This window comes from Nitrosomonas sp. sh817, from assembly GCF_030908545.1.
Lineage (GTDB): Bacteria > Pseudomonadota > Gammaproteobacteria > Burkholderiales > Nitrosomonadaceae > Nitrosomonas.
Genome location: NZ_CP133083.1, coordinates 1559815 through 1579485 on the forward strand (window position 1 = coordinate 1559815; position 19671 = coordinate 1579485).

Here is a 19671-nt window from a genome sequence, read left to right on the forward strand (position 1 = left end):
GACGAACTTTATTAATCAAGCGCCAGCAGGCTTCCAAGCCAGATCAAGTTCTCGCGCCGCTTTAACATCGTCCAGTTTACGCACCGACATGGTATGCGGGGCACCTTTGACCATGTCCGGTTGCGATTCGATTTCCTGCAGAATCTCCTTCATCGAAACCACAAATGCGTCCAATGTTTCTTTCGATTCCGTTTCCGCCGGTTCGATCAACAAACACTCAGGCACCAGCAGCGGGAAATAGGTGGTCGGCGCATGATAGCCTTTATCCAATAGACGCTTAGCCAGATTCATCGCGGTCACACCGGTTTTATCCTTAATGTCCTTCATGGTGACAATAAACTCGTGACTGGCGCGGCGATTCGGATAGGCAATTTCAAAGCCCGCCTTACGCAATTCCGCCATCAGATAATTCGCATTCAAGGTTGCGAATTCAGAAATGCGGTGCATGCCGTTGATCCCGAGCAAACGGACATAAATATAGGCGCGCAGCAATACACCCGCGTTACCCATATGCGCGGACAAACGCCCGATCGTCTGCGGTTTGTCTTTTTCCGTTACCCAACGGTAACGATCGCCATCTTTCGCAACAAACGGAACCGGCATAAACGGAAGTAAACGTTCGGCTACGCCCACCGGTGCAGAACCGGGGCCACCGCCGCCATGCGGTGTCGAAAAGGTTTTGTGCAGGTTGATATGAATCACATCAAACCCCATGTCGCCCGGTTTGACTTTACCCAGCACCGCATTCAAATTGGCGCCGTCGTAGTACAACAAACCGCCGGCAGCATGCACGACACGGCTCATTTCCGCGACATTTTTCTCGAATACGCCAAGCGTCGACGGATTGGTCAGCATCAATCCGGCAGTTTGCGGACCAACAGCCGCTTTCAAAGCATCCAAATCAACATTGCCGTCTTTGTCGGTCGCGATCTCAACCACTTTGAAGCCACACATGACCGCGGTTGCAGGATTGGTGCCGTGCGCCGCATCCGGCACGATAATCTCGGTACGGGCAAAATCGCCGCGCGCTTCGTGATACGCGCGTATCATCATCACGCCGATCAATTCGCCTTGGGCGCCAGCCATTGGTGTCAAACTGACCCCCGCCATTCCGGTGACGGATTTCAGAATTTCTTGCAACTCATACATACATGCCAGAAAACCCTGACCGGTATCTTCGGGCGCCAGCGGATGCCGGGACAAAAATTGCGGCAACATTGCCAGCGAGTTGCACGCGCGCGGATTATATTTCATCGTGCAGGAACCCAGCGGGTAAAACTCGGTATCGATGGAAAAATTCTTTTGCGATAACCGCGTGTAATGGCGCACGGTATCCATCTCGGAAACTTCCGGCAACAACACCGGCGATTTGCGCAATAAGTTTTGCGGAATTGACGATTTGCCCGCCGTTTTCGCCGGGGATTGAGAATAGTTGAGACGCCCTTTGCGCGAGTGTTCGAATATCAGCATGATGTGTGTTTAAAAAAATTATTGCTTTAATGCAGCCATGGCCGCGTCATAATTAGGCTCGTCAGCGATTTCTGGAACCAGTTCGGCGTGTATCACTTTATCGTTTTCATCCAGCACGATGATTGCACGCGCCGTGATGCCGCCAAACGGACTGTCAGAGATGAAAACACCATAATCTTTCATGAAGTTAGCACCGCGCATGGTGGACAATGTAATCACTTTATCGAGTCCTTCGGAATCGCAGAAGCGCGTCATTGCAAACGGCAGATCCGCTGCAATGATCAACACCACAGTATTTTCCATATTACTGGCTTGCTGATTAAATTTGCGTGTCGACAGCGCGCATACCGGTGTATCGAGGCTAGGTAGGATGCTCAAGACTTTTTTCTTGCCGGCGTAATTTGCCAGCGTGACGTCTTGCAAATCTCTATTGACCAGAGAAAAAGCAGGCGCTTGCTGCCCGACTTTGGGAAAAGTACCTTCGATTTTGATGGGTTTACCTTTCAGAGTGACCATGTTGTTTCCTTTAATGATGGTAAGATGAAATTAGCCGAGTGCCTGTTTCATTGCGTTTGCATAGTTTTGCAAATCACCAGCGGTTTTCGTTTCCGTTGCACAAACCAGCAACGCATTGCCTAATTCCGGATAATGCGCTTGCAAATCAAATCCGCCTAGAATACCGTTCTGTCTCAGTTGAGCTAACACCCCAGCAGTCGATTTTGGCAACGTCAGCACCGCTTCATGGAAGGTTGCGCCGCTGAAAGTACGTTTCACGCTGCTGATTTTTTCCATTTGTTCAACCAATTCCAAGGTGTTGGCATGCGATTGCGCCGCAATCCGGCGTAATCCCTCAGGGCCGATCAGCGACATATAAATCGTTGCTGCAGTGACCATTAAACCTTGATTGGTACAAATGTTGGAGGTCGCTTTCGAGCGGCGGATATGCTGCTCGCGTGCTTGCAAGGTCAACACAAAACCTTCTTTGCCGTCCAAATCGGTGGTACGTCCGATAATACGCCCCGGCATTTGACGCACTAAATCATTCTTGCAGGCCATGAAACCGAAATACGGACCGCCGCTGGATAGCGGAATGCCTAATGGCTGACCTTCGCCGACTGCGATATCGGCTCCTTTGCTGCCCCATTCTCCGGGCGGTGTCAGCATCGCCAGTGCAGTCGGATTAACCACGCCGATGGCAAACGAATTTTTGCTATGCGCCCAATCGGTTAATTCATCGACTTGCTCCAGCACACCGAAGAAATTCGGTTGCGGAATCACCAACGCGGCAAAATCGCCATAATCCGCCTTGCTGATCGCAGCCAGATCGGCTTGACCGGTTTTGGTATCGTACGGCAACTCAACCACTTCGATTTTTTGATTGCTGACGATCGCCCGCACGACTTGACGATAAACCGGATGCACGGTTTTAGGAATCAAAATCTTGCGAGAAGTTTTGTGCGCACGCACTGCCATCAATGCCGCTTCCGCCAACGCGGTGGCGCCGTCATACATACTGGCATTGGAAACGTCCATGCCGGTCAGCGACGCCATCATTGATTGGTATTCGTACAGCAATTGCAAAGTGCCCTGACTGGCTTCCGCTTGGTAAGGCGTATACGAAGAATAAAACTCCCCGCGCGTGGTGATTTGCCATACTGCGGCCGGAATGTGATGCTCATACGCACCGGCGCCGATGAAATTCTGGTAGAAACCGTCTTTATGGGCGCGCTCCATCATCAAGCGGGCAATTTCCATTTCGCTGAGACCGGATGGAACACCGGTTAATTCGCCGCTGACCAATTCCTTGGGAATTTCGTCGAACAGCTCTTCGATTGACTTGGCGCCGATGCTGGCAAGCATTTCAGCGATATCTTCTTCGGTATGAGGAATAAACGGCATGATCTAACTCGATAAACTTAAAAATAATTGACTAAGACAACTTGAATCAGTGGTCTTCGCTTTCAACCAGCTCGTTATAAGCGGCCGCGTCCAACAAACCATCGATTTCCGCCGGATTGCTGGGTTTCATCTTGAATAACCAAGCAGAATAGGCGTCTTCATTAATTTTTCCGGGCTCATCAACCAGCGGTGAATTAACGGCAATCACTTCGCCGGAGATTGGCGCATATACATCGGCGGCAGCCTTAACAGATTCGGCAACTGCACATTCTTCTTTTTGTTTCAGTACTTTTCCAACTTCCGGCAATTCAACGAACACCATATCGCCGAGCAATTCCTGGGCATGATGGGAAATCCCAACCGTCACCGTGCCGTCGGCCTCAGGTTTTACCCATTCATGGGATTTACTATATTTCAGATTTGTTGGAATACTCATAAATTCGCTCCAGAAAAAATTACGTGTAAATGTTTAAACCAAAACTTTGCCGTTACGCACGAACGGATATTTTACCACTTTAGCGCGCAACTTCTTATCGCGCACCACTACGCTAACTTCGTCGCCGACTGCGATTTGCACCGGAATACGCGCCAACGCGATCGATTGATTCATGGTCGGTGAAAAACCGCCGCTGGTGATCTCACCCTTATACTCGACCCCATCCTTCTCGCCGATTACTTCTTGATGACCACGCAAAACGCCACGATCGGTCAACACCAAACCAACCAGTTGCTGCGCAATGTTGGTGCTCAATAATGCTTGCTTGCCGATGAAGTCGCGCTCGGACTTCAAATCGACGGTCCATGCCAAGCCGGATTCCAGTGGATTTTTGCTTTCATCCATATCCTGACCGTACAAATTCATTCCAGCTTCCAGCCGCAGTGTATCGCGTGCACCCAATCCGGCAGGCGCAACGCCGGCAGCATGCAGCGCTTTCCAGAAAACGGGCGCATCCGTAGCCGGCAGCATGATTTCAAATCCGTCCTCGCCGGTATAGCCGGTACGGGCTATAAAATAGTCGCCAACGATCGCCGATTGGAACGGTTTCAATTCCTCGGTCGCCGCTTGCGAATTGGGGATGACTTGCCACACCTTGGCGCGCGCGTTCGGACCTTGCACCGCCACCATTGCCAGATCCCGGCGTGGCGTGATTTCCAGGCTTGGCGCTAGCGCATCGCGCTGCTTCAGCATCCAGGCAAGATCTTTATCCGCGGTACCCGCATTAACCACGATGCGAAACCAATCTTCCGATAAAAAATAAATGATCAAATCGTCGATGATGCCGCCTTGCGGGGTCAGCATGCAGGAATACAATGCTTTTCCTGAAACGGTTAATTTATCGACATTATTGGCGACCAGTTGGCGCAGGAAACCGCGCACATCGTTGCCTTTGATATCCACCGGCAGCATGTGCGACACGTCGAACATGCCGGCATCCTGGCGGACTTTGTGGTGTTCATCCAATTGCGAGCCGTAATGCAACGGCATATCCCAGCCGCCGAAATCGACCATTTTGGCGTTCATATCGCGGTGGGTTTGATTCAGGGGTGTCATTTTCAGCACGGTTTTTCTCCCAAAAATAAAGCGCCATTCATAAGTGAAATGGCCGCGTGCCCCTCTGTCCTTTTTACCTGAGAGATTGACAGAATTGAATCCGTGTGCCCCTTCGGTGGCCGGAAAAAGTTCCGGCGCTCTCCAGATCGCCTGTCGCAAGCAGTTCTTAAGGAACAAACAGAGTTTGACCCTGCCTGAGCGATTCCGGGGAGGTTACGCCTTCGGCGGCGCTACTGAATAGCGCACTCTTCTGCTTGGATTGATTTGGCAAAGGCGAACTATACCTGACGAACAAGGGTTTAGACAAGGTGCTTTGGTAAATTTCGCATATTGCCAAAAACCTCTTTTACTTTATAGCAAACAAGCGTCATTGATCCACTAAAGAATCAAATCGATCGATAAGAAATCTGAATTCAATCATCCATCACCGCTTGTCCCGGAAACAACACGTCGGTGAACCCGAATTGCCGGAAATCCTGGATTCGCATGGGATACAAAATCCCTTGCAGATGGTCGCATTCATGCTGCACAACACGCGCATGGAAACCGCTGACGGTGCGGTCGATAGTTTTTCCGTACTGGTCGAAACCTTGATAACGCAATTGCTTGTATCGCGGAACTACGCCGCGCATGCCGGGCACGCTGAGACAACCTTCCCAATCGTCTTCCTTGCCGTCCGACAGCGGCATGAGTTTCGGATTAATCAGCACCGTGAAAGGCACTTCCTCGGCGCGTGGATAACGGGGATTATGGTCGAAGCCGAAAATGACGACTTGCAGACTTACGCCGATTTGCGGCGCGGCCAGACCGGCGCCGTTTAGCGATTCCATCGTATCTTCCATATCCCGGATTAATGCATGCAATTCGGCCGTATCGAATTGTTCGATCGGTTTGGCGGTTTGCAACAGCAACGGTTCGCCCATTTTGAGTACCGGTTTAATGGCCATGACACCTCACCAAATGTTCCAGAATGTTTCTGACTTTAATCATCGCTTGTTCCAGCACAACATAAATTTCCTTGAGCGGGATTGCATTTTTATTGGTTCCGCGTCCCGCGGCATGGTTGGCGACCACCGCCAGTGTCGCATAATTGAGACCGATTTCCCGTGCCAGCACAGTTTCGGGCATGCCGGTCATGCCGACGATGTCCGCGCCATCGCGCTCCAAGCGGTTGATTTCCGCCGCCGTTTCCAAGCGCGGCCCCTGCATCGCTGCGTAAACACCGCCGTCGGCAACGGTTTGCCCGGCATGCTTCGCTGCTTGCAGCAATAGCTCGCGGGTTTGCTGGCAATACGGCCAAGTGAAATCGATATGCGTTACCGGCTGATCTTTGCCATCGAAAAACGTGAAATTGCGCCCATGGGTGTAATCGACGATCTGATCCGGCAAGATCAATTTACCCGGCGTCAGATCGGCACGGATGCCGCCGACCGATGCCACCGCGATGACATGCGCGGGCTTCAGCGAATGCAATGCCCACAAATTGGCGCGATAATTGATCGCATGCGGTGGAATCGTGTGCCCATGGCCGTGCCGCGCCAAAAATACAATATCCTCGCCATTCAGCTTGCCGAAAGTTAGCGGCCCGGAAGGCTCGCCATACGGCGTGCGAATGATTTGCCGATGCGATATTTCCAAGCAAGATAACTGCGTAAGGCCGCTACCACCAATGATTGCTAACATTCTTTGTTGTTTCCAATGCTGTCTTTCAAAGCATAAATGGCCGGCAAATTGCGCCAAGCGCCATGAATGTCCATGCCAAAACCGAAAACATAGCGATCCGGAACCGATATCCCCACAAAATCGGCCGCGATCGGCTTCGGTTTTCCCGTTTCCTTTTCCACTAGCACCGCACTATAAAATGCTTTGGCGCCCTTTTCCAATACATAATCGCGCAGCGCCGCCAGCGTTACGCCTTCATCCAGAATATCGTCCACCGCCAATACAACCCGGTCCTTGAGATTTTCCCGAGGCTTCACTCGCCACTGGATCTCGCCGCCGTGCAACGCATCGCCATAACGCGTCACATGGACAAAATCAAAGTCGAGTGGAAATTTGAGCAACGGCAGTAATTGACCGGCGAATACCACCGCTCCGCCCATCAAGCATAAAACCAAAGGTTGCTGCTGTGATAATTCAGCGGTGATGTCCGCTGCCAGGCGCTGCAAGGTTTGCGCAACGATTTGCTCAGAATGGATCAATTCTGCGTTATCGAGAATCTGCAAGGCTTGTTGGTGAGACAATAGCATCGTATTACTGAACCTGAATATGTCAATTTGTATCATGCTATCATGCAATGATCGAATGATGGAGGATCAAGACATGCATCGATTCTATCTGTTTTTTTTAGCAACAGTTTGTTCTTTTGGGTTCATGAATCCGGTTTTTTCCGGATCCACACCGGATATCGAGCACCCGCTGTATCAGGATGGAGAATTAATCATTCCACGCGTGGATACGCCCGCTCAAGCGGGGCGTTATCAAGACGTGCAACTGCAATTCAATGCCGCTGCCAATACCTGGACGCTAACAAATTTCCGGGATTCCTTGATCGTTCCGGGGCAAGGTGTTTATCTTGATCAAGTGGAAACCATTGTTATCGAGTCTTTCCCTGTTCAAGTGTTATTGAAAGTCAGCGGTAATTTTCCGAGTGGCTGCGGAGGTTTTGGTCAAATCAATCAACGCATGCAAAGCAACAAATTTGAAATTGCCATGCATCATGCATTAATTCCTCCCGGAACTTTGTGTACGATGGCACTGGTGCCTTTTGAAAAAATCGTGCCGCTGCAAGTTTATGGATTGCCTGCCGGAACTTATGAATACAACATCAATGGCGAACTTACCGGCACTTTCAGTTTATCCAAGGATAATCAACTGTAAGCACGATCAGTATTCTTACGAATGATCCAACAGCTTCAATAAACCATCTTCATCCAGAATCGTGATACCCAGGCTGACCGCTTTATCATATTTACTGCCGGGTTCGGCACCGACGACGACATAGTCCGTTTTACTAGAGACGCTGCCGCTGACTTTTCCGCCTTGCGCTTCGATTTTTTCCTTGGCTTCATCGCGGCTCATGTGCGGCAGCGCGCCGGTCAGAACGAAGGTTTTCCCCTGCAACGGCAAGTAGACAGCAGCCGGCCTGCCGGCATGCTCATCCCAGTGCACACCGCTGGCGCGTAACTGCTCGACGGCTTCGCAGTTATGCGCCTCGGCAAAAAAATCCACGATGCTTTGCGCCACCACCGGACCGATATCCGCAATTTGCTGCAGTTCTTCAATATCCGCTGCCATCAACCGGTCCAGGTTGCCGAAATGCGCCGCTAAATCCTTCGCGGTCGCTTCGCCGACATTGCGTATGCCGAGCGCATAAATGAATCGCGCCAATGTCGTATGTTTACTGGCTTCAATCGCTTTTACAATGTTATTCGCCGACTTGTCCGCCATGCGCTCCAAGTTTGCCAGCGCGGCGATTCCTAACCGGTACAAATCCGCCGGTGTCCGCACAATCGCCTGGTCGACCAATTGATCGACCAGCTTTTCTCCAAGACCGTCGATATCCATCGCGCGGCGTGACGCAAAATGCAGTATCGCTTGCTTACGCTGAGCCGGGCAGAACAAACCGCCGGTACAGCGCGACACCGCCTCATCCGGCAAGCGCACCGCTTTCGCGCCGCATACCGGACAATTCGAGGGCATAGCAAACAGCCGCGCATCCGGCGGACGTTTTTCCACGACTACCGATACGACTTCCGGAATCACATCGCCGGCGCGGCGCACGATTACAGTGTCGCCGATACGCACATCCTTGCGCTCAATTTCGTCGGCGTTATGCAATGTCGCATTCGTCACTGTCACCCCGCCGACAAATACCGGCTGCAGCCGGGCAACCGGCGTCAATGCACCGGTGCGGCCGACTTGCACGTCGATATCGAGCAGTTTCGTTACCGCTTCTTGCGCCGGAAATTTGTGCGCAATCGCAAAGCGCGGCGCGCGCGATACGAAACCGAGTTGTTCCTGTTGCGCAATTACATTGACTTTGTAAACCACACCGTCGATATCGTACGGCAAGCTTTCCCGTTTTGCGGCAATGGTCTGGTAATACTCCAGCAACCCTTTTAATCCCATCACTACCTGACTTTCTTTGGCGATAGGGAAATGCAGCGAGCTCAAATAAGCCATCAAATCGCTGTGCGTAGTCTTCGGCATACGCGTGTCTTGAGCGTCTCCAATGCCGTATGCGAAAAAGGCCAAGCGGCGGCTGGCGGTGATATTCGGATCCAGTTGCCGCAACGAACCAGCCGCCGCATTGCGCGGGTTGGCAAATTCTTTTTCACCCTTGACCAGCTGCTGCTGATTTAACCGCAAAAAATCCTTTTTCAGCATCAACACTTCACCGCGCACTTCCAGGATTGCTGGTGGATCATTCAGCGGCAGCTTCAGGGGAATCGACCGGATCGTTTTTAGGTTCAACGTGATGTCTTCGCCGGTATAACCGTCGCCGCGCGTAGCGCCGGTTTTAAATAGCCCGTTTTCGTAGCGTAAGCTCACCGCCAAACCATCAAATTTTGGTTCTGCGTTATATTCGATACAATCGACGGCCAAGCCTTCGCGCACCCGGCGATCGAAAGCTTCCACTTCAGCATCGTCGAAAGCATTATTCAATGACAGCATCGGCACGCGATGCGTCACTTGCGCAAATGCCTTGAGCGGCGCGGCACCGACACGCTGCGTCGGTGAATCGGCGGTGATCAACTGCGGATAATCTTGTTCGAACTGTTGCAATTCACGGAACAGTTTGTCATATTCCGCATCGGGAATGACCGGGTTATCGAGAACATAGTAGCGATAATTGTGAAGCTCGATTTCCGACCGTAACTGCTGTAAATGGAATTTTATTTTTTCAATATTTTCATTCATATCTGCCAAGTATAGCGAATCACCACGCAATGCTGTTTCTGTTCTTAACCGAAAATCCTTTATACTGCGCACTCCAGCAAAAACCGACCCAGTTTATCCGCCCGTCCTGATATTCGCGCTATGAGCAACAATACCCTGAAAATCCGTATTCAAATTCAGCAACAACCGCCGCAAGCCATCGAGGAAATTTATCCGGAACCCGAGATCGTTTATGAACAAGTATTGGACTGGAGAAAAATTGCCGCTGCAGTCGTATTATTCCTGACCGCACTCGCTTTGCTGGGTTATTTGTTTTTTGGCAATTCCGCCAGTCAATCGCCCCCTAGCGATCCGGTCAATACAGAGACCGCGAATACCGCTGCTTCTGAAAATATTCCGCTGGAACTTGATATACCAGTGGACCCCCCCTTACCGGAATCCGATGAAACCAATGCTGAGCAAACGATTCAATCGATTCCCGTGGATTCCGGGGCCATCGGTGCCACGGGTCGTTCGATCGCCGTTCCGCGTAGAAAACCGGAAATCAATGTTACGCCGTCACAACCTGTTGCCGTCAATTCAGCCCCTAAAACCGCAAATCAACCGAAGCCCCACCTGTCATCGGATCATTCCATGGTGCTCAGAGCGCAGTTGAGTAGCGCCATTGTCTCGAGAGAGCCGGTTGATTCCATCGATGCTGTTTATTTGAAACCCGATGAAACCAAGCCAATTTATTTCTACGTGCACTTAAAAAATCAGCAAAGAAGAAATATCCGGATCGATTGGTACTACAATAACAAGCTGGATTCACAACTACGGTTGCAGGTTCTGAACAACAATTGGCGCACCCATGCCAGCAAGCAACTGGATCATAGACGGCTTGGTTCATGGCGTGTCGAGTTGATCGACGAGCGGGAAAATCAATTGGCAGCACGGGAATTTAATGTCATACCGCGTTGATCCCTGCCGCAGAAAGAACGCATGTAAGGATTGGTTATGAAATACTGCAGCAATTGTAGCGCTTCCGTCGAATTGACGATCCCCGAGGGCGATAGCTTACCGCGCTATGTTTGCACGGCTTGCAACACGATTCATTATCAGAATCCCAAAATAGTTGTCGGATGTATCCCCGAATGGGAGGATAAAGTCTTGATTTGCAAACGCGCCATTGAACCTCGCCGCGGCTGGTGGACGCTCCCCGCCGGTTTTATGGAAAATAATGAAACTTTAGCCCAGGCGGCTGCGCGTGAAACACTTGAAGAAGCCAATGCCCGGGTTGAAATCGGGAATCTGTTCACGGTCTACAGTTTACCGCATATCAGCCAGGTGTATTTTCTATTCCGCGCGCGGCTCTTGGATCTTGATTTCAAACCAGGCATTGAAAGCCTGGAAGTCAAACTTGTCAGTGAGCTGGAGATACCGTGGGATGAGATGGCTTTTCGCGTCATCCATGACCCGTTGAAACGATATTTCGAAGAGCGCAGGCAGGGAGAATTAGGATTTCATATGGGAATCATCGACAAACCCCGCAGCAATTCCTGAGTTATCCCTTTGTATTGATAACCATAAAATCGAAAGTTTTAGATTCTCGGATGGCAAGCTATAATGTTTATTTTTGTAGACTTCAGACCCTTATGAAGCATTTATTCCTACTGATACTTGTGTGCCTCACCATCTCATCGGCATCTGCTCAGCAGCAAGACCTTAAAATAGCCGCCAGATCCTATCTGTTGTCGGATTTTCAGACAGGGCAAGTATTGGCCGGTCAAAATGCTCATGAACGGATCGAACCGGCATCTTTGACCAAGCTCATGACGGCTTACGTGGTATTTTCAGCTTTGAAGCAAAATCAAATTTCGCTGGAGCAGGCGGTTCCGGTTTCGGAGAATGCCTGGCGCATGATCGGTTCCCGCATGTTCATCGAACCGAATAAACCGGTAACAGTGGATGAGTTAATCCGCGGCATGATTGTGCAATCCGGCAACGATGCCTGTATTGCGCTCGCAGAAGCGGTTGTCGGGTCGGAAGAAAACTTTACCAAGCTGATGAATGCCGAGGCCGAACGGCTAGGCATGAAGAATACGCATTTTACCAATTCCACCGGACTGCCCGATCCGGATCATTACACCACAGCCTACGATTTAACTCTGCTGGCAACCGCGATCATCCGTGATTTTCCGGAATTTTATCCACTCTATTCGCAAAAAGAGTACACCTATAACAACATCACGCAACCCAACCGGAATCGCTTGTTGTGGCTGGATCCGCATGTCGATGGCATGAAAACCGGCTGGACCAAGACGGCCGGTTATTGTTTGATCACCTCCGCCACCCGCGACAAGCGGCGCTTGATCTCAGTGATTATTGGAGCCAATTCGGCCAATGCCCGAAGCATCGAAAGCCAGCGTTTACTCAATTACGGTTTCCAGTTCTACGACACTTTGCATTTATATAAAAAGAACGATTCGTTAGCTACGATCCATTTATGGAAAGGCGCTCAAAACGAACTGAAAGCCGGATTCGATCGCGATGTTTATTTCACTTTACCCAAAGGGCAAGCCGATAAATTAAAAGCCACTATGGAGTATAAGCAACCATTAATCGCTCCCGTCCGCATGGGGCAAGAAGTCGGCACGGTCAAATTCACGCTGGACGATAAAGTCGTCGAAACTTATCCGCTGGTTTCGCTGGAAAATGTTGATACCGCTAATTTCATTGGACGCGCCTGGGATAGTGTAAAATTGCTGTTCAATTAATTTCATCGTAAATCGATAAAAATTCTCGCATGATATATCTTAATGGCAAGTTCGTTCCGCTTGAAGAAGCCTATATTCCGGTTCTCGATCGCGGTTTCATTTTTGGTGACGGCGTGTATGAAGTCATACCGGCTTATTCGCGCAAACCTTTCCGGCTTGAAGAGCATCTCAATCGCCTGCAACATAGTCTGGACGGCATCCGCTTAAAAAATCCATTCAGCAATGCCGAATGGAAAAATTTGCTTGAACAGCTCATTGCCAAGAATAACGGCGAAGATCAATATATTTACTTGCATATTACGCGCGGTGTCGCTAAGCGGGATCATGCTTTTCCGGTGAATGTGCCGCCAACCGTTTTTATCATGAGCAACCCATTGCTTCCGCCGCCGGTGGAATTACTCGCCAGCGGCGCATCCGCTATCACTGCTATCGATAATCGCTGGATACGCTGCGATGTCAAGGCAATTTCGTTGTTACCCAATGTTTTGCTGCGCCAGCTTGCCGTCGATGTGCACGCGCTTGAAACGATCCTGATCCGCGACAGTTTTTTGACCGAAGGCGCCGCCAGCAATATTTTTATCGTCAGTAATAACGTTTTGTTAGCGCCGCCGAAAAGTCATTTAATGTTGCCGGGAATCACTTACGATGTTGTTCTGGAATTGGCGGCGGCAAACGGCATTCCGCATGAGATCCGGCAAATTTCTGAACACGAAATCCGCAAAGCGGATGAAATTCTTTTAACATCGTCCACCAAGGAAATTATGCCGATTACCCTGCTCGACAATCAAGCGGTTGGCGGCGGCAAACCCGGTGAACTTTTTGCACGGCTGCACACACTTTATCAGGATTACAAAGCCACGCACATGCGCGGCCGTTCGTGCGGCAGCGATGATTGATAAAGTATCACTGATAATCCGCAATGTCTGATCAACCCTCTCTAATCGAATATCCTTGTGATTTTCCGATAAAAATCATGGGAAAAGCGCAGCACGAGTTCACACAAACGGCGTTGGCTATCGTCCGCTATCATGCGCCGGATTTTGATGCAGAAACCATGTCTGTTCGTGCCAGCAAAAATGGCACTTATTTAAGCATCACCTGCACCATTCGCGCCACCTCCCGCAATCAACTCGATGCACTCTATCAAGCTTTATCCAGCCACCCCTTGATCGCGGTCGTTTTGTGATCGTTGCCGCCGCTGATATACACATAATTTCCCGTGCACAAGCCTCAACAATTCATCGTCAAAACCATGGGATTATGCGATTACCAAACTACCTGGCAAGCCATGAAAGACTTCACCGCCCACCGCAATGAACAAACACCAGATGAAATCTGGTTGTTGCAGCATCCGCCGGTATTCACGCAAGGTATTGCCGGAAAACCGGAGCATCTATTGCATGATCATGGAATTGCGGTAATCCGGACCGATCGAGGCGGGCAAATCACTTACCACGGGCCAGGACAGTTGATAGCTTATTTATTGCTGGATTTGCGCCGGCTGAAACTCGGCATTCGCGAGCTAGTCCGGAACATGGAACAAGCCGTAATCGATTTATTGCAGGATTACCACGTGATTGCCGCTGGCCGCAACGACGCGCCTGGTGTCTATATCGGTAACGCCAAAATCGCATCGCTGGGTTTAAAAATCAAGAAAAATTATTGCTATCACGGCATAGCGCTCAATGTGGATATGGATCTGACACCATTTTCATACATTAATCCCTGTGGTTATCAGGGGCTACAAGTCACGCAAACTAAAAACTTGGGCATTGCCGATGGATTGGAAATTCTTGGTTCTAAACTAGCAAACTCTTTACAACAAAATCTTCTTAAGAACATAGGTGATCGCACAACATGACCGCAGATACTCGCCAAAAAGGCGCTGATAAAACAGCCCGCAACCCCATCAAGATCGCTCCGCAATCCCGGGCCGAATTATTACGCAAACCTTCGTGGATCCGGGTCCGTTCTCCCAACAGCGAAAATTATTATGAAGTCAAACGCTTGCTCCGCGAGCATAAGCTGCACACCGTCTGCGAAGAAGCATCATGCCCCAATATTGGCGAATGCTTTGGCAAAGGTACCGCAACGTTCATGATCCTGGGCGATTTATGCACGCGCCGTTGCCCGTTCTGCGATGTTGCGCATGGCCGTCCCAAACCGCCGGATGCCAATGAACCGTTGCACTTGGCGCAATCAATTGCCGCCATGCGGCTGAAATATGTGGTGATCACAAGCGTCGATCGCGACGATCTGCGGGATGGCGGGGCCCAGCATTTTGCGGATTGTATTCAAGCCATCCGCACGCATTCACCGACTACCCGGATAGAAATTTTAGTACCCGATTTCCGCGGGCGTTTGGAAATCGCGTTGGAGAAACTGGCTGCAAGTCCGCCGGATGTATTGAATCACAATCTCGAAACAGTACCGCGGCTCTATAAACAATGCCGTCCTGGCGCGGATTACATGCATTCATTAAAGCTTCTAAAAGACTTCAAAGCATTGTTTCCACATATTCCAACCAAATCCGGATTAATGCTCGGCTTGGGCGAAACGGACGAAGAGATTCTGGAAGTGCTGCGCAATTTGCGCGAACATCAAGTCGAAATGCTGACAATCGGCCAATATCTGCAACCCAGCATCGGTCATTTACCAGTCATGCGATATGTCACGCCGGATGGCTTTAAAGCGCTTGAGAACGCCGCAATCGAGATGGGATTCAGTCACGCTGCCTGTGGTCCGATGGTTCGTTCCAGTTATCATGCGGATTTGCAAGCGCATGAATCCGGTCTATTGAAATAACGCCGATTGAGAAATCCAACAAACTTCGTCAAATTGACAAGATTCGGAAAAATTTCCAAAATGATAGCGCATCGGGTTCTTTTCGTTTGCAATGTCAGCGGAAGTTAGGAATTCCCGATTGCGCTTCGATTAAACAACTATTGAATATTCCAGGTTTGAATTTTATGAAAAAAATACTTTTACTGATTATTATCTCGCTGATGTTTTCGACTAACGTATACGCCAAGAAAGCTAAAGGCGGTGTTGGTAAAGGTGGTTTCAGCGCAAAGTCCGCGCCTGCACCAACCAATAAAACCGCGGCCCCTGCTGCCAAGTCCGCACCAGCTCAAGCACCGGCTGCAAATGCAGCGGCGCCTGCCGCGAATGCTTCAACGCAAAAACCTTCATTGCTGCAATCGGCTATGCCAGCCTTGGCCGGAGCCGCGGCCGGCAGTTATATCGGCAGTAAACTAGCCAGTGACGGTGAAGCTGACAGTGCAGTTACGGAAGCGGAAAAGAAAGAAGATCATCCATTGACAACCCGTTAATGACGGACAATCATTTAACTTCTGTTTGAATCTTGCACTGATTCTTTAATAACAAAAGGATCAGTGCCAAACACCCGCAAACGCGACTTCAAACATCAACAATCTCAAAATCGTGAGTTATTGCTACTGTCTGCTTTAGCATGATAGAAGCCGAACAATACTTCTCAGCGGATAAATTGATGGCACGTTCAATCGTCTGCGGATTCAAATTATTCCCGGAGATAATGAAGTGCAAATGAATGCGGGTAAATACTTTCGGATCAACCGGCGCGCGTTCAGCTTCAATTTCCACCACACAATCGGTAATGTCTTGCCGGCTTTTTTTCAGGATCAATACCACATCGAAAGTCGTGCACCCGCCCAAGCCCATCAACAGCATTTCCATCGGACGCGGCCCGAGATTCTGCCCGCCAGCTTCCGGTGCGCCATCCATCAATACTGAATGACCGCTTCCCGATTCGGCTAGAAAACTTACATTTCCATTCCATTTGATTCGAGTCTTCATGTTTTTTCTAAGGATTCTATAGAAATTTCCACTAACAAGAAAAAGCCGTGCAAATAAAAAGCCGACGCTGTTAAGCGTCGGCTTTTCTGAATTCTGAAAAGCTTACTTCAGTGTCAGAATAAAATCAGCTAATACTTTAGCGTTTTCCGGGCTAACATTAGCATTTGGCGGCATTGGGATTGGACCCCAAACACCGTTGCTTCCCTTAAGGATTTTATCTGCCAAATAAGCAGAAGCATCCGCTTGATCTGCGTATTTACCAGCAATATCTTTGAGGCTTGGACCAACTAATTTGGTATCCACATTGTGGCAATTCAAGCAACCACTATTTTTCGCCAGATCAGCATCAGCTTGTGCAACACCGACTAATAAAAAAGCAGATGCAGCAACTGCTCCAATTAAAACTTTTCTCATTTCTCTTCCTTATTAAAATTATAAAAGGGGTTGTTATTCTAACCCGAACTTTAGAGACTTGCAGCAATTCCTGTAAGTTTGTAATCATCAGCATCAAACTTGTTGTTTATAACCGATACCCTTACTGACCTTACTGAACCAGCTGCTAGCTCCGGTGATACAGCGTTGGTGAGACTTTTCCGCAAATAATTAAGTTCCGGCGTGCAATATAAAAAATAATAAATTAACCGGTTATAGCGCCTGAACTGGCACTGGAAACGAGTTTTGCGTATTTGGCCAGCACCCCGCGCGAATAACGCGGTTGCGGCGGTTGCCAGGCAGTCCGGCGTTGCGCCAGCTCATCATCCGGCACATTCAGTTGCAACAATCGTTGTTCCGCGTCGATGGTAATGGAATCGCCTTCTTGCACCAATGCAATCGCACCGCCCACATAAGCTTCCGGAGCGACGTGTCCAACCACCATACCATACGTGCCGCCGGAAAAACGCCCATCGGTGATCAAACCGACAGAATCACCCAGCCCTTCACCGATCAATGCGGCAGTAGGTGACAGCATCTCTCGCATGCCCGGACCGCCTTTCGGGCCTTCGTAGCGAATCACCACGACATCGCCCGGCTGGATTTTACGCGCCATAATAGCCGCCATGCAGGTCTCTTCCGAATCGAACACGCGCGCGGGACCGGTGATTTTCGGATTCTTGATGCCGGAGATTTTTGCAACACAACCTTCCGTCGATAAATTACCTTTCAGAATAGCCAAATGGCCTTGCGCGTATAACGGATTGTCCCACTGGCGGATCACTTGCTGATCCGCTCGCGGTGTATCGGGGATGTCCTTCAGAACTTCCGCGATCGTTTGTCCGCTGATGGTGATGCAATCGCCGTGCAACAGGCCATGATTGAGCAGCATTTTCATCACTTGCGGCACACCGCCCGCTTGGTGCAAATCCGCCGTGACATAGCGCCCGGAAGGTTTCAGATCGCACAGCACCGGCACTTTGGCGCGCATCCGCTCGAAATCGTCGATATGCCACTCAACCCCGGCTGCATGCGCGATTGCCAGAAAATGCAAAATAGCGTTGGTTGAACCGCCAACCGCCATGATCACGGCAACGGCATTTTCAATCGATTTGCGGGTAATGATATCGCGAGGCAGGATCTGTTTCTTGATCGCATCGACCAAGACCTTGGCCGAGTCACCGGCACTGATGAGCTTATCCTGGTCCTCTGCCGACATCGTGGAAGAATACGGCAGGCTCATCCCCATGGCTTCGAACGCGGATGACATGGTATTAGCGGTAAACATGCCGCCGCATGAGCCGGCGCCGGGGCAAGCATGACGTTCGATTTGGAGTAACTCTTCGTCGTCGATCTTATGCGCGCTATGCTGCCCTACCGCTTCAAATACACTGACCACCGTCAGATCCTGGTTTTTATAATGCCCTGGCTTGATCGTGCCGCCATAAACAAAAATCGCCGGTACATTCATCCGTGCTATCGCGATCATCGCGCCCGGCATATTCTTGTCGCAACCGCCGATGGCGATCACGCCATCCATGCTACCACCCTGCACACAAGTTTCTATCGAATCGGCGATCACTTCGCGCGACACCAGCGAGTATTTCATGCCTTCGGTACCCATCGAAATACCATCCGATACCGTAATAGTGCCGAACATCTGCGGCATCGCGCCCGCTTGCCGCAGCGCCGATTCGGCTTTTAGCGACAAGTCGTTCAGTCCCTTATTACACGGCGTAATCGTCGAATAACCGTTAGCCACGCCGACAATCGGTTTGTTAAAATCCCCATCGCTGAAACCAACCGCGCGTAACATGGCGCGGCTAGGTGCGTGTTGTGTCCCTTGGGTGATAATCTGGCTCCGTTTATTGTCTGGCATGCTTGCTCCTGAGTGAGAAGAAAAATATAAGAAAAGCGCGCGCAACCGCGCTTGCTATAATAGGCGGTATTTTACCGTAAATAAGGCCGAAACTATGCTCGTTCATCCGCAAATTGATCCTATAGCCATCTCCTTGGGCCCGCTTTCGATCCATTGGTACGGATTGATGTATTTACTGGGTTTTGCATTATTCATTTTGCTGGGGCGATATCGCATCAAACACCACCCGCACGCGATCTTTACCTATGAAATGCTGGATGATGCCTTATTTTACGGTATGTTGGGAGTAGTCCTCGGCGGACGACTAGGCCATGTATTGTTTTATCAGTTTGGCTATTACCTGGAACATCCATTACAAATATTCGCTATCTGGGAAGGCGGCATGTCATTCCATGGGGGATTTCTGGGTGTCTTCGTCGCCATGATCGTGCTCGCTCGAAAATATCAATTATCCTGGCTTGCGGTTACGGATTTTGTCACTCCATTGATTCCGCCAGGATTGGCAGCAGGCCGGATCGGTAATTTCATCAATGCCGAATTATGGGGACGCCCCACCGATGTGCCGTGGGGCATGATATTCCCGCATGTCGACGAATTGCCCCGCCACCCATCGCAGTTATATCAATTCGCGCTGGAAGGCGTCTTGTTATTCATCATTATCTGGATTTATTCGTCCAAACCGCGCGCAACCGGTGCTGTCACCGGTATGTTCATGATTGGCTATGGTGTTTTCCGCTCGATTGCGGAATTTTTCCGCGAACCGGAAGATGGTTTCATGGGGGTGATGACGTTAGGTGTCACGATGGGACAATGGCTGTCGATTCCGATGATTCTTGCCGGTATCGCCGCCCTGCTGTGGTCACGGCGTCAAATGACCGCTCCGCAGAATCATAAAAAACCGGCACCGAAGCGTCAACGCAAATAGTTATTCAACGATTTGCAGG

At 50.1% G+C, this 19671-nt stretch carries 22 protein-coding genes and 1 riboswitch; of the genes, 10 read left to right on the forward strand and 12 right to left on the reverse strand.

What is annotated here, in order from left to right:
- Window positions 1-15 precede the first annotated feature (15 nt).
- The 8 genes from gcvPB to RBH92_RS07350 all read right to left on the reverse strand — a co-directional run bounded on the left by gcvPB (window position 16) and on the right by RBH92_RS07350 (window position 7170).
- Window positions 16-1470 carry an aminomethyl-transferring glycine dehydrogenase subunit GcvPB gene (gcvPB, locus tag RBH92_RS07315; protein WP_307931476.1) on the reverse strand — a complete coding sequence of 485 codons (1455 nt, stop codon included), beginning with the start codon at window positions 1468-1470 and terminating at the stop codon, window positions 16-18.
- Window positions 1471-1488: 18 nt separating this feature from the next.
- A complete protein-coding gene (tpx, locus tag RBH92_RS07320; RefSeq protein WP_307931477.1) occupies window positions 1489-1986 on the reverse strand; it encodes a thiol peroxidase in 498 nt (165 codons plus the stop codon).
- Window positions 1987-2016: 30 nt separating this feature from the next.
- A complete protein-coding gene (gene gcvPA, locus RBH92_RS07325) occupies window positions 2017-3369 on the reverse strand; it encodes an aminomethyl-transferring glycine dehydrogenase subunit GcvPA (RefSeq protein WP_307931478.1) in 1353 nt (450 codons plus the stop codon).
- Between the two features lie 46 nt (window positions 3370-3415).
- Window positions 3416-3805 carry a glycine cleavage system protein GcvH gene (gene gcvH, locus RBH92_RS07330; protein ID WP_292925395.1) on the reverse strand — a complete coding sequence of 130 codons (390 nt, stop codon included), beginning with the start codon at window positions 3803-3805 and terminating at the stop codon, window positions 3416-3418.
- A 33-nt stretch (window positions 3806-3838) separates the two neighbouring features.
- The gene (gcvT, locus tag RBH92_RS07335) at window positions 3839-4930 is read right to left on the reverse strand and encodes a glycine cleavage system aminomethyltransferase GcvT (RefSeq protein ID WP_307931479.1); all 1092 of its coding nucleotides are present in this window, start codon (window positions 4928-4930) and stop codon (window positions 3839-3841) included.
- A gap of 45 nt (window positions 4931-4975) precedes the next feature.
- Window positions 4976-5076, reverse strand: a riboswitch (glycine riboswitch).
- Between the two features lie 258 nt (window positions 5077-5334).
- On the reverse strand, window positions 5335-5868 hold the full coding sequence (gene def, locus RBH92_RS07340) for a peptide deformylase (protein WP_307931480.1): 534 nt from the start codon (window positions 5866-5868) through the stop codon (window positions 5335-5337).
- Window positions 5858-6604: an S-methyl-5'-thioinosine phosphorylase gene (locus tag RBH92_RS07345; protein ID WP_307931481.1), complete on the reverse strand. Its 747-nt coding sequence runs from the start codon at window positions 6602-6604 to the stop codon at window positions 5858-5860. Before RBH92_RS07345 ends, def begins: the two co-directional genes overlap by 11 nt.
- Window positions 6598-7170 (reverse strand): hypoxanthine-guanine phosphoribosyltransferase, encoded by a 573-nt coding sequence (locus RBH92_RS07350; RefSeq protein ID WP_307931482.1) that lies wholly within the window; start codon window positions 7168-7170, stop codon window positions 6598-6600. The genes RBH92_RS07345 and RBH92_RS07350 overlap by 7 nt, the downstream gene beginning before the upstream one ends.
- Before the next feature lie 55 nt (window positions 7171-7225).
- Between RBH92_RS07350 and RBH92_RS07355 the strand changes: the two genes are divergently transcribed.
- Window positions 7226-7801, forward strand: a complete 576-nt coding sequence (locus tag RBH92_RS07355) for a hypothetical protein (protein ID WP_307931483.1) — start codon at window positions 7226-7228, stop codon at window positions 7799-7801.
- 15 nt (window positions 7802-7816) lie between these two features.
- On the opposite strand, the gene ligA is transcribed toward RBH92_RS07355, so the two are convergent.
- Window positions 7817-9844, reverse strand: a complete 2028-nt coding sequence (gene ligA, locus RBH92_RS07360) for an NAD-dependent DNA ligase LigA (protein WP_307931484.1) — start codon at window positions 9842-9844, stop codon at window positions 7817-7819.
- A gap of 120 nt (window positions 9845-9964) precedes the next feature.
- Here ligA and RBH92_RS07365 point away from each other — a divergent pair, with 120 nt between their 5' ends.
- The 8 genes from RBH92_RS07365 (at window position 9965) to RBH92_RS07400 (ending at window position 15911) form a co-directional block, all read left to right on the forward strand.
- Window positions 9965-10783, forward strand: coding sequence for a DUF2914 domain-containing protein (locus RBH92_RS07365; protein WP_307931485.1), 819 nt, complete (start codon window positions 9965-9967; stop codon window positions 10781-10783).
- A 36-nt stretch (window positions 10784-10819) separates the two neighbouring features.
- Entirely contained in the window at window positions 10820-11365 is a 546-nt protein-coding gene (locus tag RBH92_RS07370; RefSeq protein ID WP_307931486.1) for an NUDIX hydrolase, read from the forward strand.
- A 92-nt stretch (window positions 11366-11457) separates the two neighbouring features.
- Complete coding sequence (locus RBH92_RS07375) at window positions 11458-12579, forward strand: D-alanyl-D-alanine carboxypeptidase family protein (RefSeq protein ID WP_292925387.1); 1122 nt, start codon at window positions 11458-11460, stop codon at window positions 12577-12579.
- A gap of 29 nt (window positions 12580-12608) precedes the next feature.
- Window positions 12609-13475 carry a D-amino acid aminotransferase gene (locus tag RBH92_RS07380; RefSeq protein WP_307931487.1) on the forward strand — a complete coding sequence of 289 codons (867 nt, stop codon included), beginning with the start codon at window positions 12609-12611 and terminating at the stop codon, window positions 13473-13475.
- A 23-nt stretch (window positions 13476-13498) separates the two neighbouring features.
- Window positions 13499-13765, forward strand: a complete 267-nt coding sequence (locus tag RBH92_RS07385; protein ID WP_292925385.1) for an HP0495 family protein — start codon at window positions 13499-13501, stop codon at window positions 13763-13765.
- Window positions 13766-13831: 66 nt separating this feature from the next.
- Window positions 13832-14440 (forward strand): lipoyl(octanoyl) transferase LipB, encoded by a 609-nt coding sequence (lipB, locus tag RBH92_RS07390; protein WP_307933939.1) that lies wholly within the window; start codon window positions 13832-13834, stop codon window positions 14438-14440.
- On the forward strand, window positions 14437-15384 hold the full coding sequence (gene lipA / locus RBH92_RS07395; RefSeq protein ID WP_307931488.1) for a lipoyl synthase: 948 nt from the start codon (window positions 14437-14439) through the stop codon (window positions 15382-15384). The genes lipB and lipA overlap by 4 nt, the downstream gene beginning before the upstream one ends.
- 164 nt (window positions 15385-15548) lie before the next feature.
- Window positions 15549-15911 (forward strand): hypothetical protein, encoded by a 363-nt coding sequence (locus tag RBH92_RS07400; protein ID WP_307931489.1) that lies wholly within the window; start codon window positions 15549-15551, stop codon window positions 15909-15911.
- Window positions 15912-15999: 88 nt separating this feature from the next.
- Here RBH92_RS07400 and RBH92_RS07405 read toward each other — a convergent pair whose 3' ends face one another.
- From RBH92_RS07405 to ilvD, 3 genes are all read right to left on the reverse strand, one after another.
- Entirely contained in the window at window positions 16000-16416 is a 417-nt protein-coding gene (locus RBH92_RS07405; RefSeq protein ID WP_307931490.1) for an OsmC family protein, read from the reverse strand.
- A 102-nt stretch (window positions 16417-16518) separates the two neighbouring features.
- Window positions 16519-16830 (reverse strand): c-type cytochrome, encoded by a 312-nt coding sequence (locus tag RBH92_RS07410; RefSeq protein ID WP_307931491.1) that lies wholly within the window; start codon window positions 16828-16830, stop codon window positions 16519-16521.
- A gap of 223 nt (window positions 16831-17053) precedes the next feature.
- Window positions 17054-18727: a dihydroxy-acid dehydratase gene (gene ilvD, locus RBH92_RS07415; protein WP_307931492.1), complete on the reverse strand. Its 1674-nt coding sequence runs from the start codon at window positions 18725-18727 to the stop codon at window positions 17054-17056.
- 94 nt (window positions 18728-18821) lie between these two features.
- Between ilvD and lgt the strand changes: the two genes are divergently transcribed.
- Window positions 18822-19652: a prolipoprotein diacylglyceryl transferase gene (gene lgt, locus RBH92_RS07420; RefSeq protein WP_307931493.1), complete on the forward strand. Its 831-nt coding sequence runs from the start codon at window positions 18822-18824 to the stop codon at window positions 19650-19652.
- Window positions 19653-19671 lie beyond the last annotated feature (19 nt).

Excerpts from the sequence above, each read along its gene's own strand:
- gcvPB (WP_307931476.1), bottom strand. The coding sequence starts at position 1,470 with ATGCTGATATTCGAACACTCGCGCAAAGGGCGTCTCAACTATTCTCAA.
- tpx (WP_307931477.1), bottom strand. The coding sequence starts at position 1,986 with ATGGTCACTCTGAAAGGTAAACCCATCAAAATCGAAGGTACTTTTCCC.
- gcvPA (WP_307931478.1), bottom strand. The coding sequence starts at position 3,369 with ATGCCGTTTATTCCTCATACCGAAGAAGATATCGCTGAAATGCTTGCC.
- gcvH (WP_292925395.1), bottom strand. The coding sequence starts at position 3,805 with ATGAGTATTCCAACAAATCTGAAATATAGTAAATCCCATGAATGGGTA.
- def (WP_307931480.1), bottom strand. The coding sequence starts at position 5,868 with ATGGCCATTAAACCGGTACTCAAAATGGGCGAACCGTTGCTGTTGCAA.
- RBH92_RS07345 (WP_307931481.1), bottom strand. The coding sequence starts at position 6,604 with ATGTTAGCAATCATTGGTGGTAGCGGCCTTACGCAGTTATCTTGCTTG.
- RBH92_RS07350 (WP_307931482.1), bottom strand. The coding sequence starts at position 7,170 with ATGCTATTGTCTCACCAACAAGCCTTGCAGATTCTCGATAACGCAGAA.
- RBH92_RS07355 (WP_307931483.1), top strand. The coding sequence starts at position 7,226 with ATGATGGAGGATCAAGACATGCATCGATTCTATCTGTTTTTTTTAGCA.
- ligA (WP_307931484.1), bottom strand. The coding sequence starts at position 9,844 with ATGAATGAAAATATTGAAAAAATAAAATTCCATTTACAGCAGTTACGG.
- RBH92_RS07365 (WP_307931485.1), top strand. The coding sequence starts at position 9,965 with ATGAGCAACAATACCCTGAAAATCCGTATTCAAATTCAGCAACAACCG.
- RBH92_RS07370 (WP_307931486.1), top strand. The coding sequence starts at position 10,820 with ATGAAATACTGCAGCAATTGTAGCGCTTCCGTCGAATTGACGATCCCC.
- RBH92_RS07375 (WP_292925387.1), top strand. The coding sequence starts at position 11,458 with ATGAAGCATTTATTCCTACTGATACTTGTGTGCCTCACCATCTCATCG.
- RBH92_RS07380 (WP_307931487.1), top strand. The coding sequence starts at position 12,609 with ATGATATATCTTAATGGCAAGTTCGTTCCGCTTGAAGAAGCCTATATT.
- RBH92_RS07385 (WP_292925385.1), top strand. The coding sequence starts at position 13,499 with ATGTCTGATCAACCCTCTCTAATCGAATATCCTTGTGATTTTCCGATA.
- lipB (WP_307933939.1), top strand. The coding sequence starts at position 13,832 with ATGGGATTATGCGATTACCAAACTACCTGGCAAGCCATGAAAGACTTC.
- lipA (WP_307931488.1), top strand. The coding sequence starts at position 14,437 with ATGACCGCAGATACTCGCCAAAAAGGCGCTGATAAAACAGCCCGCAAC.
- RBH92_RS07400 (WP_307931489.1), top strand. The coding sequence starts at position 15,549 with ATGAAAAAAATACTTTTACTGATTATTATCTCGCTGATGTTTTCGACT.
- RBH92_RS07405 (WP_307931490.1), bottom strand. The coding sequence starts at position 16,416 with ATGAAGACTCGAATCAAATGGAATGGAAATGTAAGTTTTCTAGCCGAA.
- RBH92_RS07410 (WP_307931491.1), bottom strand. The coding sequence starts at position 16,830 with ATGAGAAAAGTTTTAATTGGAGCAGTTGCTGCATCTGCTTTTTTATTA.
- ilvD (WP_307931492.1), bottom strand. The coding sequence starts at position 18,727 with ATGCCAGACAATAAACGGAGCCAGATTATCACCCAAGGGACACAACAC.
- lgt (WP_307931493.1), top strand. The coding sequence starts at position 18,822 with ATGCTCGTTCATCCGCAAATTGATCCTATAGCCATCTCCTTGGGCCCG.